Raw genomic sequence first — 15,720 nt, 5'->3', positions numbered from 1 at the left:
AGGACGAAGGTGACGCCGCAGCGGTGCAGCGCGACGTCCATGAGGACCTGGTCGAAGGCGCGGTTGAGGAACGTCGCGTACAGGGCGAAGACGGGGTGCAGCCCGCCCGTCGCCAGGCCCGCGGCGGACACCGCGCCGTGCTGCTCGGCGATGCCGACGTCGTGGACCCGGTCGGGGAACGCCTCGGCGAACTTCTGGAGGCCGACGGGCTGGAGCATCGCGGCCGTGATGGCGACGATGTCCGACCGCTCACGACCGAGCTTGACCATCTCGTCGCCGAAGACCGAGGTCCAGTCGGCGCCGCCTGCCGCCACCGGCAGACCGGTGTCCGGGTGGATGACGCCGATGCCGTGGAAACGATCCGCCTCGTCCTGCTCGGCCGGCTTGTAGCCGCGGCCCTTCTCCGTCAGGCAGTGGACGATCACCGGTCCGCCGAAGCGCTTGGCGCGCTGGAGCGCGGACTCCAGGGCGGCGATGTCGTGGCCGTCGATCGGGCCGACGTACTTCAGGCCCAGGTCCTCGAACATGCCCTGCGGCGCGATGAAGTCCTTCAGCCCCTTCTTGGCGCCGTGCAGGGTCTCGTACAGCGGCTTCCCGACGACGGGGGTGCGCTCCAGGATGTCCTTGCCGCGGGCGAGGAACTTCTCGTAGCCGTCGGTGGTGCGCAGGGTGGCCAGGTGGTTGGCGAGGCCGCCGATGGTGGGCGCGTAGGAGCGCTCGTTGTCGTTGACGACGATGATCAGCGGGCGGTCCCCGGCGGCCGCGATGTTGTTGAGGGCCTCCCAGGCCATGCCGCCGGTGAGGGCGCCGTCACCGATGACCGCGACGACGTGGTCGTCCTTGCCGCGGACCTGGTTGGCCTTGGCGAGTCCGTCGGCCCAGCCCAGCACCGTCGAGGCATGACTGTTCTCGATCACATCGTGATCGGATTCCGCCCGCGACGGATAGCCGGAGAGACCGCCTTTGGCACGTAGCTTGGAGAAGTCCTGACGCCCGGTGAGCAGCTTGTGGACATAGGTCTGGTGCCCCGTGTCCCACAGGATGCGGTCCCGGGGGGAGTCGAAGACCCGGTGCAGGGCGAGGGTCAGCTCGACCACACCGAGGTTCGGGCCCAGGTGACCGCCGGTGCGGGAGACGGCACTCACCAGGAACCGCCGTATCTCGGCGGCGAGTTCGTCCATCCGGTGCGGGGGAAGCGCCTTGAGGTCGCGCGGCCCCCGGAGGATCTCCAGCATCGTCACGGCGCCTCCCCTCGTGTGGCGGGCGGCCTCATCCGCGGTTCCCGGCGACGGTCTCCCGGGCGGCGCGCAGGGACTCCTTGAGGGAGCCCATGGTGGCCAGGACGGCGGTCGGCTCGTAGCCGCAGTGCGCCATGCAGTTGGCGCAGCGCGGGTCCTTGCCGCGGCCGTACTTCTCCCAGTCGGTCTCCTCGATCAGCTGGCGGTACGTGGGGACATAGCCGTCGCTCATCAGATAGCAGGGGCGCTGCCAGCCGAAGAGGGAGTAGTTGGGGATCGCCCAGGCGGTGCACGGGAAGTCCGCCTTGCCCTCCAGGAAGTCGAGGAAGAGCGGACTGTGGTTGAGGCGCCAGCGGCGGCGGTTGCCGCCCGCGAACGCCTTGCGGAACAGTTCCCGGGTCTGCTCGACGCCGAGGAAGTGCTCCTGGTCGGGCGCCTTCTCGTAGGCGTAGGCGGGCGAGAGCATCATCTCGTCGACCTTGAGGTCGTCGTTGAGGAAGTTCAGGACCTCGATGACGGTCTGCGGGGTGTCGGTGTTGAAGAACGTGGAGTTCGTGGTGACCCGGAATCCGCGCCGCTTGGCCTCCTTCATGGCGGCCACCGCCTCGTCGAAGACGCCCTCCTTCGCCACCGATTCGTCGTGGCGTTCCCGCATTCCGTCGATGTGCACCGCGAACGCGAAGTAGCGCGAGGGCGTGAACTTGTCCATCTTCTTGCGCAGCAGCATGGCATTGGTGCACAGGAAGACATATTTCCGGCGGGCCACCAACTGCCGCACGATTTCGTCGATCTGCGGGTGCATCAGCGGTTCGCCGCCCGCGATGGACACCATCGGGGCGCCGGACTCCAGCACCGCCCCGACCGCCTGCGCCACCGGCATGCGCTGCTTGAGCACGCCCGCGGGGTGCTGGATCTTCCCGCAGCCCTCGCACTTCAGATTGCAGGCGAAAAGCGGTTCCAGTTCCACGATCAGCGGAAACTTCTCACGCTTCCGCAGCCTCTGTTCAAAAAGATAGGTCCCGACCCTGATGGACTGGCGCAGCGGCATGGCCATCTGGCTCACCTCCTGGGGAGCGGCAAAGAACGGTGCCATTCATGGAAAACAGGGAGTACGGTGCGCAGCACCCGGAAGGCCGATATTCCACCGCGCACGGTCCGGATGCGTACGAGTTCATGTTCAGGAGCGTCCACGACCACCCGGACGGCCGCAACCGGACGGTCCCCGGCGCGTACCGCGGCCGCCAGTGTCGCCGCGGACTCCATGTCCACCGCGACGGCGCCCTGGGCGTGCAGCGCGGCCCGCTCCGCGCCGCGCACGACATGGTCGCTGCCGCGCAGCAGCCCGGTGTGGACGGTCAGCCCCTGGGCCCGCAGGGCGCGCAGCAGCGGCCCGTTGTCGCGGCAGGGGGTCTCGGCGGCGTCCGGGAGGTGGCCGCGGGTCGCCTCGGCGACGACGATGTCCCCGGGCCGCATCCCCCGTGCCAGCCCGGCGCAGAAGCCGCTGGCGATCACCGGGGAGCGCGCGGTGGCCGCGCCCTCGCGCAGGGCGCCGGCCATCGCCCGTTCGGCGGCCCGCGGGCCCATGCCCGTACGGAGGGTGACGGACGGGGCGGGGGCACCCCCGCGGTCGCCGGCGCGCAGCGCGAGGGCCTCGATGCCGAGCGCGCAGGCGACCAGCAGGGGCGGTCCGGCGGGGGCCGGGGGCCGTCTCGGCATCAGGTCCCCGAGGGCGCGCCGGTCCGGGCGCCGAGGTAGCGGCCGAGGGCCGTCAGCGGGAAGACCTGGCGGTAGAGGTGGTAGTTGATGGAGAAGTCCCAGGGGAAGCCCGTGCCGGTGAAGTACGGCTCGTCCCAGGAACCGTCGGGGCGCTGGGTGTCCGCCAGCCACGCCACCCCGCGCCGTACCGCCTCGCTGTCGCGTTCGCCCGCCGCGAGCAGCGCCATCAGCGCCCAGCCGGTCTGGGAGGCGGTGGAGGCGCCGCGCCCGGCCCAGCCCTCGCGGTCCTGGTAGGACCGCTGGTCCTCGCCCCAGCCGCCGTCGTCGTTCTGCACCCGCAGGAGCCAGCCGACGGCGCGGCGTACGGCGGGGTGCGAGGCGGGGATGCCGGCGGCGGCCAGCGCGGGGAGCACCGACCCGGTCCCGTAGAGGTAGTTGGTGCCCCAGCGGCCGAACCAGGCGCCGCTGGGCTCCTGTTCGGCCAGCAGCCAGGCGATGCCGCGGCGGACGCGGGGGTCTGCGGTGCGGCCGGCCTCGGCGAACATCTCCACGACATGGGCGGTGACATCGGCCGACGGCGGGTCGATGACCTCGCCGAAGTCGCAGAACGGCAGCCGGTTGGGGAACGGGCTGGTGTTGTCGGCGTCGAACGCGGCCCAGGCGCCGTTCCTCGACTGCATCCCGGCGGTCCAGCGCATCGCCCGCCGTACGGAGGCGTCGACCCGGCGCGGGTCGGGGTGGGCGACGCGGCGCAGCGCCAGGACGACCTCGGCGGTGTCGTCGATGTCGGGGTAGTTGTCGTTCTCGAACTCGAACGCCCAGCCACCGGACGGCACATGGGGGCGGCGCACCGCCCAGTCGCCGGGCCGGTCGATCTGCTCGGCGAGCATCCAGTCCGCTGCCTTGACCAGCCGCGGGTCGTCGGCGGGCAGTCCGGCGTCGGCGAGGGCGATGGTGGCCAGGCAGGTGTCCCAGACCGGGGACTGGCACGCCTCGACCTGCCGCGCGCCGTCCTCGCGCCACACCGCGAACCGGTCCAGTGACTCCAGCCCGGAGCGCATCACGGGGTGGCGCAGGTCGTAGCCGAGGAGGTGCAGGGCGATGAGGGAGTAGACGGCGGGGGGCTGGATGCCGCCCCAGCAACCGTCGTTCTCCTGCCGTTCGATGATCCAGCGGGCGGCGGAGCGCATCGCGGCGGCACGCAGTCCCCGGTGGGCGACCTTGTGGTAGAGGTGCAGCGCCTTGTCGAGGCGCTGGAAGACGCCGTCCCAGCTGGCGGCCGGGGCGGGCCTGCGCGGCGGGTTGGGGCGGCGGGGGTCGGTGTGCAGTTCGTCGAGGCCGAACGGTGCCGGGCGGACCGGGCGGAGGGCGGAGACGACGGCGAGCGGCACGATGGTCTGCCGCGCCCAGCACCCGAAGTCGTAGATGTTGAGCGGGAACCACTTGGGGAAGTAGATGAGTTCCGGCGGGAGTTCGGGCAGGTCCTCCCACTTCCACCAGCCGAAGAGGGCCAGCCAGACGCGGGTGAAGACCCGGGAGGCGGCGATGCCGCCGCGGGCGCGGATCCAGGCGGAGGCCCTGGCCATGTGCGGGGCGTCGGGGGCGTCCCCGGCGAGCCGCAGGGCGACGTACGCCTCGATGGTGGTGGAGATCTCGCCGGGCCCGCCGTAGAAGGTGGCCCAGGTGCCGTCCTCGCGTTGTTCCCCGCGGATGTACCGGGCGGCGGCCTCGGTGAGTTTCGGGTCACCGATGCCGAGGAACTGCCGGAGCAGCAGGTCCTCGGCGTCCATCGTCACATTGGTCTCAAGGTCGCCCTTCCACCAGCCGGCGGGGTCCTGGAGGGCGAGCAGATGGTCGGTGGCGCGGGCGGCCGCGCGCCGGGCGGCGGCCTCCGTGTGCGGTGCCCGCACGGCCCGTGCGGTGGTCTCGGGTCTCTCGGCGGTGTCATCGCCGGCCGAGGGCGCCCGGGACACGGGGGTCCCGGTGCTTCCGTCGGTCGTCGCTGTCATGGCTTCCCCTTCTGCAGTGAACTGTGAAGCGTGCTCAGGGATTCCGTCGGCCGGCGCCCGACCGGCGCCGGCCGGCGACTGCGAACTAGTACGTGGTGATAGGGCTCATCTCTCTCGTACGACGACGAAGTCCGCGAGCGCGACGAGCTGCGCGCGGACCTCTTCGGGCATGTCGACCTCGCCGAGCGCGGCGATGGCCGTGGCGTGCTGGCGGCGGGCCTCCTGGGAGGTCCACTCGCGGCCCCCGGCCTCCTCGATGAGGGCGGCGCGGGAGGCGAACTCCTCCTCGGTGAAGTCGGCGATCTCCGACTCGCTCTTCTTGGCGTCGGCGGCCAGGATGCGGGCCAGGTCCTCGGAGGCCGACCCGCCGGCGGCGAGCGCGGCGACGACCGGCAGCGACTTCTTGCGCTGGCGCAGGTCGCTCCAGGTCTGCTTGCCGGTGGCCCCCGGGTCGCCCCAGATGCCGAGGAGGTCGTCGACGGCCTGGAAGGCGAGACCGAGGTGGTAGCCGTACTTCTCCAGGATGTCCGCGGTGCGGTCGTCGGCGCCGCCGAGGACGGCGCCGATGGAGGCGGCGCAGGCGAGCAGGGCGCCCGTCTTGTTGCCCTCCATCTCCAGGCACTCCTCGACGGTGACCCGCTCGCGGTGCTCGTAGGAGATGTCCTGGGCCTGGCCGTCGATCAGCTTGCGGGTGGCCACGGTCAGCCGGCGGGTGGCGCGGCCGGCCTCGACGGTGCCGAGCTCCAGCAGGATCTCGTTGGCGAGGGCGAACAGGGCGTCGCCGACGAGGATGGCCTGGGCGGGGCCGTGCACCTTCCACACCGTGTCGCGGTGCCTGCGCTGCTCGTCGCCGTCCATGAGGTCGTCGTGCAGCAGCGAGAAGTTGTGGACCAGTTCCACGGCGACCGCGCCCGGGATGCCGACCTCGGGGGCCTTGCCCGCGACCTGCGCGGACAGCAGGGCGAGCGCCGGGCGGACGGCCTTGCCGCCGTCCCCTGCCGAAGGCTGCCCCTCCGCGTCGATCCACCCGAAGTGATAGGCGGCGACGGTGTCCATGGGGGGCGCGAGCCGGTCCACCGCGGCACGCAGCACGGGAGTGGCGAGCGTCCGTCCGCGCTCCAGCAGCGCGGTGACGCTCTCGGTGTCAATAGCTGGGGAAGCCGGGGTCACGGTTTCTCCTCTGTTTCCGATGCTCGTGCTCGTGCGAGCGCTGGTGCTCGTTGTCATGCCACCTCCTGGGGCAACTGCCCCTGGGAGAGGCCGAGTCCGGTGAGTGCCTCGCGTGCGGCCGTGACGCCGCTGCGCACAGCGCTTTCCATGGTCGCGGGCCACCCGGTGGCGGTCCACGCGCCGGCCAGGTACAGGCCGGCTGCTCGGGTACGGGCGGCGGGGCGGAGCCTGCCGACGCCCGGTGCGGGTGCGAACGTCGCGGTGCGTTCGCGGGTGACGAAGAAGTCGTGGACGCGGGCGCCGCGGGCCGCGGGCAGCAGCCGCTCCAGCTCCGGGAGGTAGCGGGCGCGCAGCGCGGCGACCGGCTCGTCGATCTCGTCCTGCGCGGCGGACTGCGAGACGGCGAGGTACTGGCTGCCGTCGGCGCCGGGGAGGCCGGCGAGGCCGGAGGTGTCCGTGCGGTCGAAGACCCACTGGACGGGCGAGCCGACGGTGGCGAAGAACGGGCGGCGCAGCACCTTGCGGTCGTAGACGACGTGGAGGTTGAGGATGGGGGCGGTGCCGATGCCGAGGAGGCGGTCCGGGGCGTCCAGCGCGCCGTCGGGCAGCAGGCCGTGGCACTCGCGCTGCGGCAGGGCCAGGACGACGGTGTCGGCGGTCAGCCGTTCGCCGCCGTGCGGCCCGTTGGCGGCGGTGACCTCCCAGCGGCCGTCGTCGGTGCGCGAGACGCCGGTGGCGCGGGTGCGCAGCAGGGTGCGGGCGCCGGCGGTGTCGAGCGCGCGGCGGGCGAGGGTGTCGTGGACCTCGCCCAGGGGGACGCGGGCCCAGCCGATGTCGGCGGCGCCGGGGGCGGAGAGCAGGCCGGTCCGGAAGACCTTGACGGCCAGGGAGAGTGAGGCGTCCTCGGCGGTGGCGTTGAGGGTGGGGACGCCGATGAGGTCCCACACGGCCTCTGTGGCGCGCGCGGACTGGCCGTAGCGCCGCAGCCAGGCGCCGAAGGCGACGCCGTCCAGGGCCGGGTCGGCGGGGTCGAGGCGGGCCAGGGCGAGGGTGGCGCGTACCACTCCGGCCCGTTCGGCGGGTGAGAGGTGCGGGTAGAGGGCGAGGCTCCTGGCGAGGTGCAGGGGCACGGGAAGCGCGGCGCGCCGCAGCCGTCCCACGCGCATCCGGGCGGCGTCCAGGACCGGTACCTCCATGCGGTCCTGGAGGGGGACCAGGCGGCGGGCGCCGAGCCGGTCGAGGAACCGGGTGTAGGCGGTGCAGCAGCGGAGGTAGACGTGCTGGCCGTTGTCGACGGTCAGCTCGCCCGCCGCGGACTCGCGGCGGAAGGAGAAGACCAGTCCGCCGAGGCGGGGGCGGCCCTCCAGAAGCGTCACCCGGACCCCGGCGTCGGCCAGTGCCAGCGCGGCGGCGGTGCCCGCGAGACCGCCGCCGACGACGACGGCGCTCGTCCCCTCGGCTCGGCGGGTCCGCGTCGTTCGCGGTGTCATGTGTGCTCCCCCCGTACGAGTGTGATGGACGCGGATGTCCGGGCCAGGGTTGCCCGCCGGGCCGGCGCCGGGTCGTGGTGCGCGGGCCGCAGGGTCATCCGCGCCTCCCGGCCGCCTGCCGGCGGGCGACGGCGCGGGTGTCGAGCCCGGACAGTCCCCGGACGGCGACGAACGCCTTCTCCCGGCCGGTCAGGGAGACCCGGCCGCGCAGTACGGCGCCGGGGTCGGCGGCGATGCGGGTGAGCAGGCGGTGGTAGATGCCGGCCATCGCCGCGACGCAGGCGCCGCTGCGCCGGTCGAGGAGGGGCAGCAGCCGGAAGCCGTCGGCGAACAGGTCGCGGGCGCGGGCGGCCTCGAAGCGCACCAGGCCGGTGAAGTCGGCGCCGCCCGGCGGCTGGGGTCCGGCGAAGCCGGCGGCGCAGCCGAACTTCGCGAGGTCGTCGGCGGGCAGGTAGGTGCGGCCGTTGCCGGCGTCCTCGCGGACGTCGCGCAGGATGTTGGTCAGTTGCAGGGCCAGGCCGAGGGTGTCGGCGTACTCGGGCGCGCGGTCGGCGTCCCGGGCGCCGGGGACGGTGCCGAAGACGCCGAGCGAGAGCCGACCGATGGCCCCGGCGACGCAGCGGCAGTAGCGCTTGAGGTCGTCCCAGCTCTGGTAGGTCTCGCCGCGGACGTCCATGAGGACGCCGTCGATGAGTTCGTCGAGCCCGCCGAGCGGTACCGGGAAGCGGCGGGCGGCGTCGGCGAGGGCGACGGCCACCGGGTCGGTGTCGTCGTCCTCGACGGCGCCGTCCTTGACGCGGGCGAGCAGGGCGCGGGTCTGTTCCAGGCGGTGGGTCTTGGCGTCGGGTGCCAGGGCGCCGTCGCCGATGTCGTCGACCCGGCGGGAGAACGCGTAGAGCGCGGACATGGCGCGCCGTTTGGCGGACGGCAGGAGCCGGATGCCGTAGGCGAAGTTCCGGGCCTGGTGCCCGGTGACGGCCTCGCAGTAGCGGTACGCAGCGAGCACCGGCGCGGACGGGGGTGCGATTGCCTCCACGATCCGGCTCACCCCTCTCTTCGCAATGTCGCCGCCATCTCGCGGAGCAGGCTGGGCTTGGTCGGCCTGGGCGGGCCGGGCAGGACGTCGTGGTCGGCGTCGGCGAGGGCGCGCAGGGCGGCGCGGCCGCCGCCGACGAAGCCGGCGAGCAGCAGCTTGAGCCTGCCGTGCACGCTGCCGACGAGGGGGGCGCCCTCGTCGAGCAGGGCGCGGGCGCGGTCCGCCTCGAAGGCGATGAGGGCCCGTACCCGTTCCCCCGCGTGCGGGGCGGCGAGGTCGTCCTCGGTGACGCCGAAGCGCGCGAGGTCCTCGGCGGGCAGGTAGACGCGGTCGCGGCGGAGGTCCTCGGGGATGTCCTGGAGGTGCTCGATGATCTGGAGCGCGGTGCAGACGGCGTCGGAGCACCGTTCGCGTTCGGGGCTGGTGGTGCCGGTGATGCCGAGGACGAGTCGGCCGACGGGGTTGGCGGACAGGTCGCAGTAGGCGGCCAGGTCCGCGTAGGTGGCGTAGCGGGAGACCCGCTGGTCCTGGCGGTTGGCCTCGATCAGGCCGAGGAAGGGGGCCGGGGTGAGCCGGCAGCGGCGGAGGGTGGGGCCGAGGCGGCGCAGCAGGGGGTGCCCGGGGCCGGGCGCGCGGTCGCTGAAGGCGCGGTGGAGGTCGGCCTCCAGCGCGTCGAGAAGGGCGAGGCGGTCGTCGGCCTGCGCGCGGTCGAGGCCGAGGAGGACGGCGTCGCCGCCTCCGGGGGCGAGGTCGCCGTCGCCGATGTCGTCGACGAGGCGGGCGAAGCCGTAGACGGCCATGAGGTCGGCGCGCCAGGCGCGGGGGACGAAGAAGGGGGCGACGGGGAAGTTCTCGTGGGCCGCCTGGTCGAGGACGGTGCGCGACAAGGCGTCCGCGGGCCCCCCGGGGGTCCTCGCGCGCCGGCCCAGGGCGCCGCGGACCCGCGCCTGCGTTTCGCTCACCGGAGGCTGCCCGGCGCGTTCCGGAGCCGGAGCATTCCAGTAGCCATTGCCGTCACGTCTCCCGTTCTACACCGCCAAGCTAATGTCTCTCATTTCGGACACGCCGCAGGTCACGACCGGTCCGGTCGGGCTGTGTCGCGCCAGAGAAATGTAAGCATTGCCCGACTTTGTACCACTATTCCTGTTCAGTACCCGTACAGCTTACGCCGTACATCTCCCCCACGTCCGAGGGGGTGCCGAACGCCCGTACAACAATCCGATCAACTTCTGGGAGCCGCTAACTGTTCCCGTTCCCGGCCGAGTTGATCGTCTTTTGACACACCTCACGCCCAAGGCCCCCGCGAGCCGGGCTCGCGGGGGCCTTGACAGAGGCCGGACTACTTGCCCGTCTCCTTCTCGTACGCCTTGATCACCTCGTCGGTGGGACCGTCCATCAGCAGCTCGCCCTTCTCCAGCCACAGGACGCGGTCGCAGGTGTCGCGGATCGACTTGTTGTTGTGGCTGACGAGGAAGACCGTGCCGGCCTCCTTGCGGAGCTCGCGGATGCGCTCCTCGGAACGCTTCTGGAACTTCCGGTCACCGGTCGCCAGCGCCTCGTCGATCATCAGGACGTCGTGGTCCTTGGCGGCCGCGATGGAGAACCGCAGCCGCGCCGCCATGCCGGAGGAGTACGTCCGCATCGGCAGCGAGATGAAGTCGCCCTTCTCGTTGATGCCCGAGAAGTCCACGATGCTCTGGTAGCGCTCGCGCACCTGCTCGCGGGACATGCCCATCGCCAGACCGCCGAGCACCACGTTCTTCTCGCCGGTCAGATCGTTCATCAGCGCGGCGTTGACGCCGAGCAGCGAGGGCTGCCCGTCGGTGTAGACCTTGCCGCGCTCGGCCGGCAGCAGCCCGGCGATGGCGCGCAGCAGGGTCGACTTGCCCGAGCCGTTGGACCCGATCAGGCCGATCGCCTCGCCGCGACGGGCGACGAAGCTCACGCCCCGCACCGCGTGCACCTCGCGGACGTTGCCGCTCGGCTTGCGGCGGATGATCCGGTTGAGCGCCGCGGTGGCGCTGCCCTTGCCGCCGCTGCCGCCGTACACCCGGTAGACGATGTGCAGCTCGTCGGCGATCACGGTGGGGGCGCCGGGCGCCTGCTGGGTGTCGTTCTTCTGCTCAGCCACGGCCGTAACGCTCCTCAGCCTTCCAGAAGTAGACGAAGCCCACGCCACCGATCAGCACGGCCCAGCCGAGCGCCAGCGCCCAGACGTGCGGCGGCAGGTCGGCGCTGCTGAAACCGTGGTTGATCAGCGAGTACCGCATCAGGTCGATGTAGACCGAGGCGGGGTTCGACGCGAGGACGGTGACCAGCCACTCCGGGGCGTTCTTGCCCCGGAGCTGCTCGGTCAGGTTGTACATGACACCGGACGCGTACATCCAGGTGCGCAGGATGAACGGCAGCAGCTGGGCCAGGTCCGGGGTCTTGGCGCCCGCGCGGGCCATGACCAGCGCGAGACCGGTGTTGAAGACGTACTGGAGGACCAGGGTCGGGAAGACCAGCAGCCACTTCCACGACGGGTAGTGACCGAAACCGACCAGGATGATCACCAGCACGATCATCGAGAACAGCAGCTGCTGGAGCTGCTGGAGGGCGAACGAGATCGGCAGCGAGGCACGCGGGAAGTGCAGCGCCCGCACCAGTCCCAGGTTCCCGGAGATCGCCCGGACACCGGCCAGCGCCGAGCTCTGGGTGAAGGTGAAGACGAAGACGCCGGTGACCAGGAACGGGATGTAGACGTCGTTCTTCATCGAGCCCCGGCCGCCCATCAGCATGCCGAAGATGAAGAAGTAGACCAGCGCGTTGAGGAGCGGCGTGGCCACCTGCCAGACCTGGCCCAGCTTGGCCTGGCTGTACTGGGCCGTCAGCTTGGCGCTGGAGAAGGCCGCGATGAAGTGCCGCCGGTCCCACAACTGCCGCACATAGGCGAGCAGGCCGGGCCGGGCCCCGCTCTGCGACAACCCGTGCTTCTGGGCCAGCTGGGCCAGGGTGAGCCCGTTGTCTGGGTGGGGCGGGGCACTCATGGCGACCGCACTGTCGTGCGTAGTCTCGCTCACAGTTGACACTTTCGTCCTCAAGGTGCGCTGCCGGGGCCGTGCCCCGGATCGCGCCTGATGCTCTCAGATATGAGCTTGTCAGATGACGGGAGGGCGGCCCAGCCGGGTCAGGCGCCACACGGTACGCCACTTCATGGGACGCCGGGGGCCGCACGGCGTCGTCCAGCCCTCCCTGAAACCGGCCAGCCACACCCGCAGCGCCGGCCACGACGGACGGCGGGCGAGGGTGAGCAGGAACCAGACACCGAGATAGACCGGAACCAGGAGGGCGGGCAGATTGCGCCGGGCCAGCCAGACCCGGTTGCGGGCCACCATGCGGTGGTAGACCGCGTGCCGGCTGGGGGCCATGGTCGGATGCAGCAGCAGCATGTCCGACCGGTAGTCGATCAGCCAGCCCGCGTCCAGCGCCCGCCAGGCGAGGTCGGTCTCCTCATGGGCGTAGAAGAAGTCGTCGGGCAGCCCGCCGACCTCGGAGAAGACCCGGGTGCGCACGGCGTTGGCCCCGCCGAGGAACGTCGTCACGCGCGAGGAGCGCATCGGGTCGGACGCGCGCAGCCGCGGGACGTGCCGACGCTGGGTGAGGCCGGTGTCGGGGTCGGCGATGCGGAAGCTGATGATGCCCAGCTCCGGGTCCTTCGCGAACGCCTCACGGCACAGCTCGGCGGTGTCGTCCCGGTCCAGCAGCCCGTCGTCGTCCAGGAAGAGCAGAACGTCCATCTCCCGGCCGCCGGGGCCGAACGCCTCGACGCCGACGTTGCGGCCCGCCGGGATGCCGACGTTCTCCGGCAGCTCGACGGTCCGCACGCCCTCCGGCAGCTCGGGCAGCGGCGAACCGTTGCCGACCACCACCACCTCGACGCGGTCGCCGCGCTGCCGGGCGACGGAGTCCAGCAGCGCGCGCAGCTCGTCGGGGCGGTTGCCCATGGTCAGGACGACCGCGCCGACCTTCATTCCGGATGCCTTGGTCACTTGAGCCTGCTGGAAACGAGGATGGACACGAGGTGCAGCACGGTCTGGAGGAGCGCGATGCCGGCCAGCACCGCGACACCGAGCCGCGAGAAGAACAGGTCACCCCGCACCGCGTCCACGATCGCCAGGACCAGGATCAGCAGGGACGCCTCGATCCCGAGGACCAGCCGGTGGAACTTCAGCGCCGCGGCGGCCCTGCGGGCCAGCGCCAGACCGGAGGAGCGCGGCTCGGACGCCGCCTCCTTGACCGGCGGCAGCCCGCCCTGGTGCCGGGCGACACCGACCAGGTCGGTCTCGGCCTTGATCAGGATCGCGCCGAGGGCGGCCAGCGTGCCGAGGAACGCCCAGAGCCAGTCGATGCGCCCGGGGCCCCACAGATCGGCGGCGCGCAGTCCGAAGCCGACGAGCACGGCGGCGTCGCACAGATAGGCGCCGACCCGGTCCAGGTAGACGCCGCCGAGCGAGAACTGCTTCTTCCAGCGCGCCACCTCGCCGTCGACGCAGTCGAGCAGCAGGTAGAGCTGGACCATCAGCACACCGAGCACGGCGCCCCAGACGCCCGGTACCAGCAGCGCCGGGGCCGCGAGGACGCCGAAGACGGTCATCAGGTACGTGAGCTGGTTCGGCGTGACCCGGGTGTTCACCAGGTACCTGTCGCACCTCAGCGAGATCTCCCGCATGTAGAGGCGGCCGGCCCAGTGCTCACCGCTGCGCCGGTCCTTCACGCCCTCGGGGTGAACGACCGGACGGAGTTCAGCTACTGAGGGTTTCGGCATAGTCGGCGTATGCGTTCCTGATCTCGTCGGCGGACAGGTCCAGATGCTCCAGGATCGTGTAACGACCGGGGCGGGTCTTCGGGGCGTACTCGACGGCCCGGACGAACTCGTCGTCCGTGAAGCCGATCTCGCCCGGGGTGACCGGCAGGCCGTGCCGGCGCAGCGCCTCGACCATCAGCGCGGCGGTCTCGGTGTCCCCGCGCAGATGCGTGGCGAACGCGGCACCGAGGCCGCACTGCTCGCCGTGGCTCGCCGCCCGCTTGGGGTAGAGCAGGTCGAAGGCGTGGTTGATCTCGTGGCAGGCGCCGGAGGCCGGGCGGCTGTCGCCGGCGACCGACATCGAGATGCCGGTGAGCACCAGGCCCTCGGCCAGCACCTGGAGGAACTGGTCGTCGCCGACGCCACCGGGGTGGCGCAGCACGGCCTCGCCGGCCTGGCGCGCCATGGCGGCGGCCAGTCCGTCGATGTCCTCGCCCGTCTCGCGGTGGGAGAGCTCCCAGTCCGCGACGGCGGAGATGTTGGAGATCGCGTCGCCGATGCCGGAGCGGACGAAGCGGACCGGGGCCTCGCGGATGATGTCGAGGTCGATCACGACGGCGATCGGGTTCGGCACCCCGTAGGAGCCGCGGCCCGCGTCGTTGTCGAGGGTGGCGACCGGCGAGCACAGTCCGTCGTGCGAGAGGTTGGTCGCGACGGCGACGAGCGGGAGCCCGATGCGCGCCGCGGCGTACTTCGCACAGTCGATGATCTTGCCGCCGCCCAGGCCCACGACCGCGTCGTAGTGGCCCTTCTTCATCGCGTCGCCGAGGCGGATCGCGTCGTCCAGGGTGCCGCCGCCGACCTCGTACCAGTCGGCGCCCGGCAGGGCGGGGGCCAGCCGCTCGCGCAGCCGTGCCCCCGATCCGCCGCTGATCGCTATGGCGAGCTTGCCGGACGCGGAGATGCGCTGGTCGGCGAGGAGACCTGCCAGGTCGTCCAGGGCGCCGGCGCTGATGTCGACGACGACCGGGGACGGGATGAGGCGGGTCAGTACCGGCATGCGATCTCACGGCCCTTCGCGAGGTCGTCGTGGTTGTCGATCTCGACCCAGCTGACGTCGCCGATGGGCGCCACGTCGATGGTGAAGCCGCGGTTGACCAGCTCCTGGTAGCCGTCCTCGTAGTAGAGGTCGGGGTCGCGCTCGAAGGTGGCCTTGAGGGCGTCGGCCAGGTCGGCGGCGGCGCTGCCCTCGATGAGGGTGACGCCGATGTACTCGCCGGTGGCCTCAGCGGGGTCCATCAGCTTGGTGATCCTGCGGACGCCCTTGCCGGGCTCGACGACGACCTTCATCTCCTCGTCGGCGAGCTGCTTGACGGTGTCCAGCGCCAGGATGATCTTCTTGCCCTCGCCGCGGGCGGCGAGCAGCGTCTTCTCGACGGAGACCGGGTGCACGGTGTCGCCGTTGGCGAGGATCACGTCGTGCCGCAGGGCGTCACGGCCGCACCACAGGGAGTAGGCGTTGTTCCACTCCTCGGCCTTGTCGTTGTCGATCAGCGTGAGCTTGAGGCCGTACTTGGCCTCCAGGGCCTCCTTGCGCTCGTAGACGGCCTCCTTGCGGTAACCGACGATGATCGCGACCTCGGTCAGGCCGATCTCGGCGAAGTTGCCGAGCGTCAGGTCGAGGATGGTCGTGGCCTCCCCGTCCGTCTCCGGACCCACCGGCACCAGCGCCTTGGGCAGGGTGTCGGTGTAGGGGCGCAGACGCCGTCCGGCGCCGGCGGCCAGCACGAGGCCGATCATGCGGTTTCTCCTTCATCGTGTACGGCGGGTGCTCCGGAGGACACCCAGAAGCGGATGCTCTCGATGAGCACCAGCAGCGCCAGGCCCGCGGCGAGGGCCGTCAGCGCGATCGTGAAACCTTGGGGGGACAGCAGGGCGGCGAGGACGGTGATCACAAGGACCCGTCCCTCGTGTCCGCCGGTCGCCACCACCAGCCACCGCGGCGGGGCTCCGCTGCCGCCGCGGATGCGGTAGACCGTGTCGTAGTGATGGTAGGCGACGGCCGCGACCAGCCCGAACGCCGCCGGCAGCGCACCGGGGTCGTCCGTGCGGGCGGCCAGCACGAGCACGGTGACGTACTCGCCGACCCGCAGCAGCGGCGGGACGAGCCAGTCGAGGGCGCCCTTGAGGGGGCGGGCCACCGCGGCACCGGACAGCAGCGCGCAGGCGGCGGCGATGCCGGCCGTGAGCCACGACGCGGGCTCGTCCTGGAAGA

At 72.0% G+C, this 15,720-nt stretch carries 15 protein-coding genes; all 15 read right to left on the bottom strand.

Going from position 1 to position 15,720, the window contains the following annotated elements; translation table 11 throughout:
• Window positions 1-1,235, bottom strand: a 1,235-nt coding sequence (locus tag AC51EU_RS17340) for a 1-deoxy-D-xylulose-5-phosphate synthase N-terminal domain-containing protein (RefSeq protein ID WP_496267876.1), incomplete at its 3' end; no start/stop codon positions are given.
• A gap of 34 nt (window positions 1,236-1,269) precedes the next feature.
• On the bottom strand, window positions 1,270-2,292 hold the full coding sequence (gene hpnH / locus AC51EU_RS17335; RefSeq protein ID WP_496267875.1) for an adenosyl-hopene transferase HpnH: 1,023 nt from the start codon (window positions 2,290-2,292) through the stop codon (window positions 1,270-1,272).
• 5 nt (window positions 2,293-2,297) lie between these two features.
• The gene (locus AC51EU_RS17330; RefSeq protein WP_496267872.1) at window positions 2,298-2,954 is read right to left on the bottom strand and encodes a phosphorylase family protein; all 657 of its coding nucleotides are present in this window, start codon (window positions 2,952-2,954) and stop codon (window positions 2,298-2,300) included.
• A complete protein-coding gene (gene shc, locus AC51EU_RS17325) occupies window positions 2,954-4,963 on the bottom strand; it encodes a squalene--hopene cyclase (RefSeq protein WP_496267871.1) in 2,010 nt (669 codons plus the stop codon). Before shc ends, AC51EU_RS17330 begins: the two co-directional genes overlap by 1 nt.
• Before the next feature lie 105 nt (window positions 4,964-5,068).
• Entirely contained in the window at window positions 5,069-6,133 is a 1,065-nt protein-coding gene (locus AC51EU_RS17320; RefSeq protein WP_496267870.1) for a polyprenyl synthetase family protein, read from the bottom strand.
• A gap of 53 nt (window positions 6,134-6,186) precedes the next feature.
• On the bottom strand, window positions 6,187-7,623 hold the full coding sequence (gene hpnE / locus AC51EU_RS17315) for a hydroxysqualene dehydroxylase HpnE (RefSeq protein WP_496267869.1): 1,437 nt from the start codon (window positions 7,621-7,623) through the stop codon (window positions 6,187-6,189).
• 94 nt (window positions 7,624-7,717) lie between these two features.
• Window positions 7,718-8,671, bottom strand: a complete 954-nt coding sequence (hpnD, locus tag AC51EU_RS17310) for a presqualene diphosphate synthase HpnD (RefSeq protein ID WP_496267868.1) — start codon at window positions 8,669-8,671, stop codon at window positions 7,718-7,720.
• On the bottom strand, window positions 8,668-9,588 hold the full coding sequence (gene hpnC, locus AC51EU_RS17305; RefSeq protein WP_496267874.1) for a squalene synthase HpnC: 921 nt from the start codon (window positions 9,586-9,588) through the stop codon (window positions 8,668-8,670). Before hpnC ends, hpnD begins: the two co-directional genes overlap by 4 nt.
• A 410-nt stretch (window positions 9,589-9,998) precedes the next feature.
• The gene (locus tag AC51EU_RS17300) at window positions 9,999-10,790 is read right to left on the bottom strand and encodes an ABC transporter ATP-binding protein (RefSeq protein ID WP_496267867.1); all 792 of its coding nucleotides are present in this window, start codon (window positions 10,788-10,790) and stop codon (window positions 9,999-10,001) included.
• Complete coding sequence (locus tag AC51EU_RS17295) at window positions 10,783-11,721, bottom strand: ABC transporter permease (protein WP_496267866.1); 939 nt, start codon at window positions 11,719-11,721, stop codon at window positions 10,783-10,785. Before AC51EU_RS17295 ends, AC51EU_RS17300 begins: the two co-directional genes overlap by 8 nt.
• A gap of 78 nt (window positions 11,722-11,799) precedes the next feature.
• Window positions 11,800-12,672 (bottom strand): glycosyltransferase family 2 protein, encoded by an 873-nt coding sequence (locus tag AC51EU_RS17290; RefSeq protein ID WP_496267873.1) that lies wholly within the window; start codon window positions 12,670-12,672, stop codon window positions 11,800-11,802.
• A gap of 14 nt (window positions 12,673-12,686) precedes the next feature.
• Window positions 12,687-13,466, bottom strand: a complete 780-nt coding sequence (locus AC51EU_RS17285; RefSeq protein WP_159507078.1) for a CDP-alcohol phosphatidyltransferase family protein — start codon at window positions 13,464-13,466, stop codon at window positions 12,687-12,689.
• Window positions 13,444-14,505 carry an iron-containing alcohol dehydrogenase family protein gene (locus AC51EU_RS17280; protein WP_496267865.1) on the bottom strand — a complete coding sequence of 354 codons (1,062 nt, stop codon included), beginning with the start codon at window positions 14,503-14,505 and terminating at the stop codon, window positions 13,444-13,446. Before AC51EU_RS17280 ends, AC51EU_RS17285 begins: the two co-directional genes overlap by 23 nt.
• The gene (locus AC51EU_RS17275; RefSeq protein ID WP_496267864.1) at window positions 14,493-15,245 is read right to left on the bottom strand and encodes a phosphocholine cytidylyltransferase family protein; all 753 of its coding nucleotides are present in this window, start codon (window positions 15,243-15,245) and stop codon (window positions 14,493-14,495) included. Before AC51EU_RS17275 ends, AC51EU_RS17280 begins: the two co-directional genes overlap by 13 nt.
• Window positions 15,242-15,720: DUF5941 domain-containing protein (locus AC51EU_RS17270; RefSeq protein ID WP_496267863.1), on the bottom strand; the 479-nt coding region annotated here is incomplete at its 5' end. The genes AC51EU_RS17275 and AC51EU_RS17270, both read right to left, overlap by 4 nt.

The organism is Candidatus Streptomyces philanthi (genome assembly GCF_059553635.1).
This window is presented reverse-complemented; position numbering and strand designations above follow the sequence as displayed.

Excerpts from the sequence above, each read along its gene's own strand:
- hpnH (WP_496267875.1), bottom strand. The coding sequence starts at position 2,292 with ATGGCCATGCCGCTGCGCCAGTCCATCAGGGTCGGGACCTATCTTTTT.
- AC51EU_RS17285 (WP_159507078.1), bottom strand. The coding sequence starts at position 13,466 with ATGCCGAAACCCTCAGTAGCTGAACTCCGTCCGGTCGTTCACCCCGAG.
- AC51EU_RS17275 (WP_496267864.1), bottom strand. The coding sequence starts at position 15,245 with ATGATCGGCCTCGTGCTGGCCGCCGGCGCCGGACGGCGTCTGCGCCCC.
- AC51EU_RS17330 (WP_496267872.1), bottom strand. The coding sequence starts at position 2,954 with ATGCCGAGACGGCCCCCGGCCCCCGCCGGACCGCCCCTGCTGGTCGCC.
- AC51EU_RS17280 (WP_496267865.1), bottom strand. The coding sequence starts at position 14,505 with ATGCCGGTACTGACCCGCCTCATCCCGTCCCCGGTCGTCGTCGACATC.
- shc (WP_496267871.1), bottom strand. The coding sequence starts at position 4,963 with ATGACAGCGACGACCGACGGAAGCACCGGGACCCCCGTGTCCCGGGCG.
- hpnE (WP_496267869.1), bottom strand. The coding sequence starts at position 7,623 with ATGACACCGCGAACGACGCGGACCCGCCGAGCCGAGGGGACGAGCGCC.
- AC51EU_RS17290 (WP_496267873.1), bottom strand. The coding sequence starts at position 12,672 with ATGAAGGTCGGCGCGGTCGTCCTGACCATGGGCAACCGCCCCGACGAG.